This window comes from Streptococcus sp. 1055, assembly GCF_013276815.1.
Classification (GTDB): domain Bacteria; phylum Bacillota; class Bacilli; order Lactobacillales; family Streptococcaceae; genus Streptococcus; species Streptococcus pseudopneumoniae.
Window position 1 is genome coordinate 1 of the sequence record NZ_VMLT01000022.1, and the last position, 5,009, is coordinate 5,009.

Consider the following 5,009-nt stretch of genomic DNA (forward strand, 5'->3'; position numbering starts at 1 on the left):
CTTCCTAGTTTGCTCTTTGCTTTTCATTGAGTATAAAAGTGCTCCAGGCCATATTTTACACAGCAATAGTCTTCTAAAAATGGACAAAAAACATTGTAAAGGCTATCAAAAAGGAGTATAATGAGTGCAAGAAATTTCGGAGGTGAAAGATGCTAGAAGTAAGAAGTCTAGAGAAAAGTTTTGGATCCAAGCAAGTTTTGTTTGGTATTGACTTTCAAGCGCGACCAGGTCGTATTTTGGGACTAGTCGGAAAAAATGGTGCTGGAAAAACAACGATTTTCCATAGTATTTTGAAATTCCTAGAATATCAGGGAGAAATCGGTCTGGATGGTCAGGATATTCGTCAGGAGACCTATGCTCGGATTGGTTATCTGCCTGAAGAACGCAGTCTCATGCCTAAATTGACAGTTCTTGAACAAGTTCGCTACTTGGCGACTCTAAAAGGCATGGATGCCAAAGAAGTCAAAGAAAAACTCCCTCAATGGATGAAGAGGTTGGAAGTGAAAGGAAAGCTGACAGATAAAATCAAGAGTCTGTCAAAAGGAAATCAGCAGAAGATTCAGCTCATTATTACTCTGATTCATGAACCAGACCTGATTATCTTGGATGAGCCTTTTAGTGGATTGGACCCAGTTAATACAGAATTGCTCAAACAAGTCATTTTTCAGGAAAAAGAGCGCGGAGCAACCATTATCTTTTCTGACCATGTCATGACCAATGTTGAGGAACTTTGTGACGATATTCTGATGATCCGAGATGGCCGTGTGGTCTTGCACGGACCAGTTCAGGATGTCCGCAATCAATACGGGAAAACGCGTCTCTTTGTTTCAAGTGAACGAAGCAAGGAAGAATTGGAAAATCTTCCTCATGTCAAACAGGTGAGCTTGACCAAACAAGGCAGTTGGAAATTGATTTTGGAGGATGAGAGCGCTGGAAGGGAACTCTTCCCAATCTTGACTCAAGGTCAATATATCGCAACATTTGACCAACAAGCGCCAACTATCGATGAAATCTTTAAACTAGAATCAGGAGTGGAAGTATGAGAAATATGTGGGTTGTAATCAAGGAAACCTATCTTCGACATGTCAAGTCATGGAGTTTCTTCTTTATGGTGATTTCGCCGTTCCTCTTTTTAGGAATCTCTGTAGGAATTGGGCATATCCAAGGTTCTTCTATGGCTAAAAATAATAAAGTGGCAGTAGTGACAACAGTGCCATCTGTAGCAGAAGGACTGAAGAATGTAAATGGTGTTAACTTCGACTATAAAGACGAAGCAAGTGCCAAAGAAGCAATTAAAGAAGAAAAATTAAAAGGTTATTTGACCATTGATCAAGAAGATAGTGTTCTAAAGGCAGTTTATCATGGCGAAACATCGCTTGAAAATGGAATTAAATTTGAGGTTACAGGTACACTCAATGAACTGCAAAATCAGCTTAATCGTTCAACTGCTTCCTTGTCTCAAGAGCAGGAAAAACGCTTAGCGCAGACAATTCAATTCACAGAAAAGATTGATGAAGCCAAGGAAAATAAAAAGTTTATTCAAACAATTGCAGCAGGTGCCTTAGGATTCTTTCTTTATATGATTCTGATTACCTATGCGGGTGTAACAGCTCAGGAAGTTGCCAGTGAAAAAGGCACCAAAATTATGGAAGTCGTTTTTTCTAGCATAAGGGCAAGTCACTATTTCTATGCGCGGATGATGGCTCTGTTTCTAGTGATTTTAACGCATATTGGGATCTATGTTGTAGGTGGTCTGGCTGCCGTTTTGCTCTTTAAAGATTTGCCATTCTTGGCTCAGTCTGGTATTTTGGATCACTTGGGAGATGCTATCTCACTGAATACCTTGCTCTTTATTTTGATCAGTCTTTTCATGTATGTAGTCTTGGCAGCCTTCCTAGGATCTATGGTTTCTCGTCCTGAGGACTCAGGGAAAGCCTTGTCGCCTTTGATGATTTTGATTATGGGTAGTTTTTTTGGAGTGACAGCTCTAGGTGCAGCTGGTGACAATCTCCTCTTGAAGATTGGTTCTTATATTCCCTTTATTTCGACCTTCTTTATGCCGTTTCGAACGATTAATGGCTATGCGGGGGGAGCAGAAGCATGGATTTCACTTGCTATTACAGTGATTTTTGCGGTGGTAGCAACAGGATTTATCGGACGCATGTATGCTAGTCTCGTTCTTCAAACGGATGATTTAGGGATTTGGAAAACCTTTAAACGTGCCTTATCTTATAAATAGAAGAGCCTTGCGAAAGCGAGGTTTTTAAAGGTGAAAAGGGTGGAATCACGAACCTAATTATGTACACATTATGTAAACAGGTTGCTTGAGAACTCAATTGTATAGTGAACTGAATCTGGAATAAGATAATATTGCTTCTAAAACATTCTTATAAATTGATTTGAATTCCAAAACCAGGGTGTGCAATTCTTATTTCCCATCACTTTATTTATTGATTATGATAGAACTCTTATCGGTCTGTAACAAAATTTCAATAATATAAAAACGCATCCTATCAGGACTCAACTTGATAGGATGCGTTTTTTGATTGTGAAGACTTTTCATCCAGCCTCTTTATGTGATAAAGTATCGTTAATATTCAATGAAAATCAGACCAAGTCAGTAACGTATACACACTAAGGACAAGCTGACGTGGTTTGAAGAGTATAAAAATCTGTTTCGTAAGCATCCAATAATAGGGTGTTTTGATAGTGTCATCATTTGGATAAGCATTATAGTATAGTGATATGAAATCAACTAAACTAAATAAGAAATATAGATTATCAAAACTCTTTGAAAAGATTGCATTAAATCTAAATAACATAGACGTCTTCAGCGTGTGCTGTCTCATCTTATGCGAAAATCTTATAAGGAGAGTATAGAAAATCTCGGTTGTAATCAACTAACTGATTGGAGAAATGTATAAATATGAGAAGTTAGACCCCCATGTCACTACCATAATGAGATTGCTCGAATTCCTTGCTTTTTATACTCAATGAAANNTCAAAATACTGTTTTGAGGTTGCAGATGGACGTTGACGCGGTTTGAAGAGATTTTCGAAGAGTATTAACTCAATATCAAACTAGCTACGATGGGGCTGACAAAGACATAGAGAATACCAGTGACACCGATAGCCAAACCACCCATGGCTCCTGCTACAGAGCCGTATCGGAAGGCTGTTCCTGTTCCAACTGCATGGCCTGTTCCTCCAAGGGAAAGACCAACAGCTACTGGGTCGTCAATTTTCAACCACTTCAAAAGGGTTGGTCCGATGACACTGGTTAAAATCCCAGTTGCCACGACTACCACCAAGGTCACGGTCGTCAGACCTTGCAATTTTTCTGTGATTCCCACTGCCATGGCGGTTGTTACTGACTTGGGAAAGAGAGAAATGGCTAGGAAAAAGTCCATACCAAAGATTTTGGCCACAAGGGCTGTGAAAGAGGTATTGACAACTACTGCTAGCAGACTACCAAAGAGAATACTCCGAGCATGGTGCTTCATCAAATGAAAACTCTTGTAAAGCGGAATCCCCAAAGCCACTGTCGACGGGACAATCAAGTTGTTCAGATAAACCCCACCTTGGTAGTAATCTTGATAAGAAATACCCGTCACCTTAAGAAAAATAATGATAAAAATAGCCGACAAAAGCAGGGGCGTTGTCAATGGATGAGGAAAACGTCTGTAAATCAACATCCCCACTAGATAAGCTAGGATAGACAGGGCAAGCCCAAATAGGGGATTGGAAACAAATTCACTCATTTGGCATCTCCTTTCTCATAATCTCCCTCAAACCGTCGTTTGATAAACTGAACTACCAAGGCTATGAGGATAATATTGACAACTGCTGCAAAAAAGACAATCAAAACAATGGGTAGGAGATAGGGAGCAATCACATCAAACTTTTCCATGATTCCTACTGCTGGCGGCAAAAAGAGAATGGTCATATTGGCCAGCAAGAAATTCCCCACCATGTTGACATGCCTAGTTCTCAACCATTTGAATTGTAGGGATAGAAAGAGAATAATCAAGCCGATAATACTGCCTGGGATGGGCAAATGAAAGAAACTGGAAATCCCCTCTCCGATTAGAGAAATCACAAAGAGAATCATTAATTGAACATATAATTTCATCCTAAACTCCACGAAATAGACTTCTTGAATACCAGTTTACTCTTTTTTCAGAAAATTTCAAGGAAATGAACAAGGGATAATGAAAATTAAAGAACAAACTAGGAAGTCAGCTGCATGTTACTCAAAGTAAAGTGTTGGGGTTGTAGGTCAAACTGACATAGTTTGAAGCGATTTTCGAAGAATATTACTTTTCTTTGCTTAAGTGAACGACTTGGTCGTAGTTTTTTAAGTCCTCTTTTTTTAAGTCCTCTTCTGTGTAGTGGTGAATGGCTTCTATGACTGTTTGAGGTAGGGAGAAGAGCAAGTCGCTAATTTTTCTGCTATTTTCCGAGTCAAGATTGGCCTTAATCTCGTCTGCTAAGATGAGTTGGCTATCATGGTAGAGGGCGCGGGCGATTTCTAGGCGTTGTTTCTCGCCACCAGACAGACTATCATTGCTGAGCGTTCGATTTTTCAAATGTTCTAAACCTGTTTTTTTGAGGATATGATTTAGCGTTTGCTTTTATCTAAAATACTTCATATAAAAATGTAAATTTTTGGGGGATATACAATTAAATGAAAATATCGTAATGACACAGATTGAAACAAAAAGCGAACAAAACAGAATTCATTGTTTCGATTCGCTTTTCGTATTATTATCTAGTTTTTTTGTAGCTCTGATAACATTTAGTCTGAGCATGTACACTAATAGCTGAAGGAATAAAATGTATACTTTAGATTATTTCCAAGCGCCACCGGTATCTACACAGTAACCACCAGGTGTATAGGTGTTGTGAAGCATCTTACCAGTTGAAGCAAGGTAATACCAAGATCTGCTATCTTTCACCCAGCCTGTTAACATAGCACCTGAGTCTTTTAGGTAATATAGTTGCTTAGT

Annotated in this window: 5 protein-coding genes and 2 pseudogenes; 3 read left to right on the plus strand and 4 right to left on the minus strand. The window is 39.0% G+C overall.

All coding sequences use genetic code 11. The features are described from left to right. Nucleotides 1–149 precede the first annotated feature (149 nt). The 3 genes and pseudogenes from HT699_RS02900 to HT699_RS11645 all read left to right on the plus strand — a co-directional run. A complete protein-coding gene (locus HT699_RS02900; protein WP_000895292.1) occupies nucleotides 150–1,043 on the plus strand; it encodes an ABC transporter ATP-binding protein in 894 nt (297 codons plus the stop codon). Then, nucleotides 1,040–2,239: an ABC transporter permease gene (locus tag HT699_RS02905; protein ID WP_001245378.1), complete on the plus strand. Its 1,200-nt coding sequence runs from the start codon at nucleotides 1,040–1,042 to the stop codon at nucleotides 2,237–2,239. Before HT699_RS02900 ends, HT699_RS02905 begins: the two co-directional genes overlap by 4 nt. A gap of 532 nt (nucleotides 2,240–2,771) precedes the next feature. Then, nucleotides 2,772–2,921 (plus strand): annotated as a pseudogene (locus HT699_RS11645) (IS630 family transposase); the annotation flags it as partial. A gap of 144 nt (nucleotides 2,922–3,065) precedes the next feature. Here HT699_RS11645 and HT699_RS02910 read toward each other — a convergent pair. The 4 genes and pseudogenes from HT699_RS02910 to HT699_RS02925 all read right to left on the minus strand — a co-directional run. After that, nucleotides 3,066–3,761 (minus strand): LrgB family protein, encoded by a 696-nt coding sequence (locus tag HT699_RS02910; RefSeq protein ID WP_001288943.1) that lies wholly within the window; start codon nucleotides 3,759–3,761, stop codon nucleotides 3,066–3,068. Beyond that, entirely contained in the window at nucleotides 3,758–4,132 is a 375-nt protein-coding gene (locus tag HT699_RS02915) for a CidA/LrgA family protein (RefSeq protein WP_000781328.1), read from the minus strand. Before HT699_RS02915 ends, HT699_RS02910 begins: the two co-directional genes overlap by 4 nt. Before the next feature lie 184 nt (nucleotides 4,133–4,316). Continuing rightward, a pseudogene (locus HT699_RS02920) lies at nucleotides 4,317–4,634 on the minus strand (ATP-binding cassette domain-containing protein); the annotation flags it as partial. A 216-nt stretch (nucleotides 4,635–4,850) separates the two neighbouring features. Then, nucleotides 4,851–5,009, minus strand: a 159-nt coding sequence (locus HT699_RS02925) for a choline-binding protein A (RefSeq protein ID WP_240149876.1), incomplete at its 5' end; no start/stop codon positions are given.

Bases quoted from the DNA above. Each gene is read 5' to 3' on its own strand.
- HT699_RS02900 (WP_000895292.1), top strand. From the start codon at position 150: ATGCTAGAAGTAAGAAGTCTAGAGAAAAGTTTTGGATCCAAGCAAGTT.
- HT699_RS02905 (WP_001245378.1), top strand. From the start codon at position 1,040: ATGAGAAATATGTGGGTTGTAATCAAGGAAACCTATCTTCGACATGTC.
- HT699_RS02910 (WP_001288943.1), bottom strand. From the start codon at position 3,761: ATGAGTGAATTTGTTTCCAATCCCCTATTTGGGCTTGCCCTGTCTATC.
- HT699_RS02915 (WP_000781328.1), bottom strand. From the start codon at position 4,132: ATGAAATTATATGTTCAATTAATGATTCTCTTTGTGATTTCTCTAATC.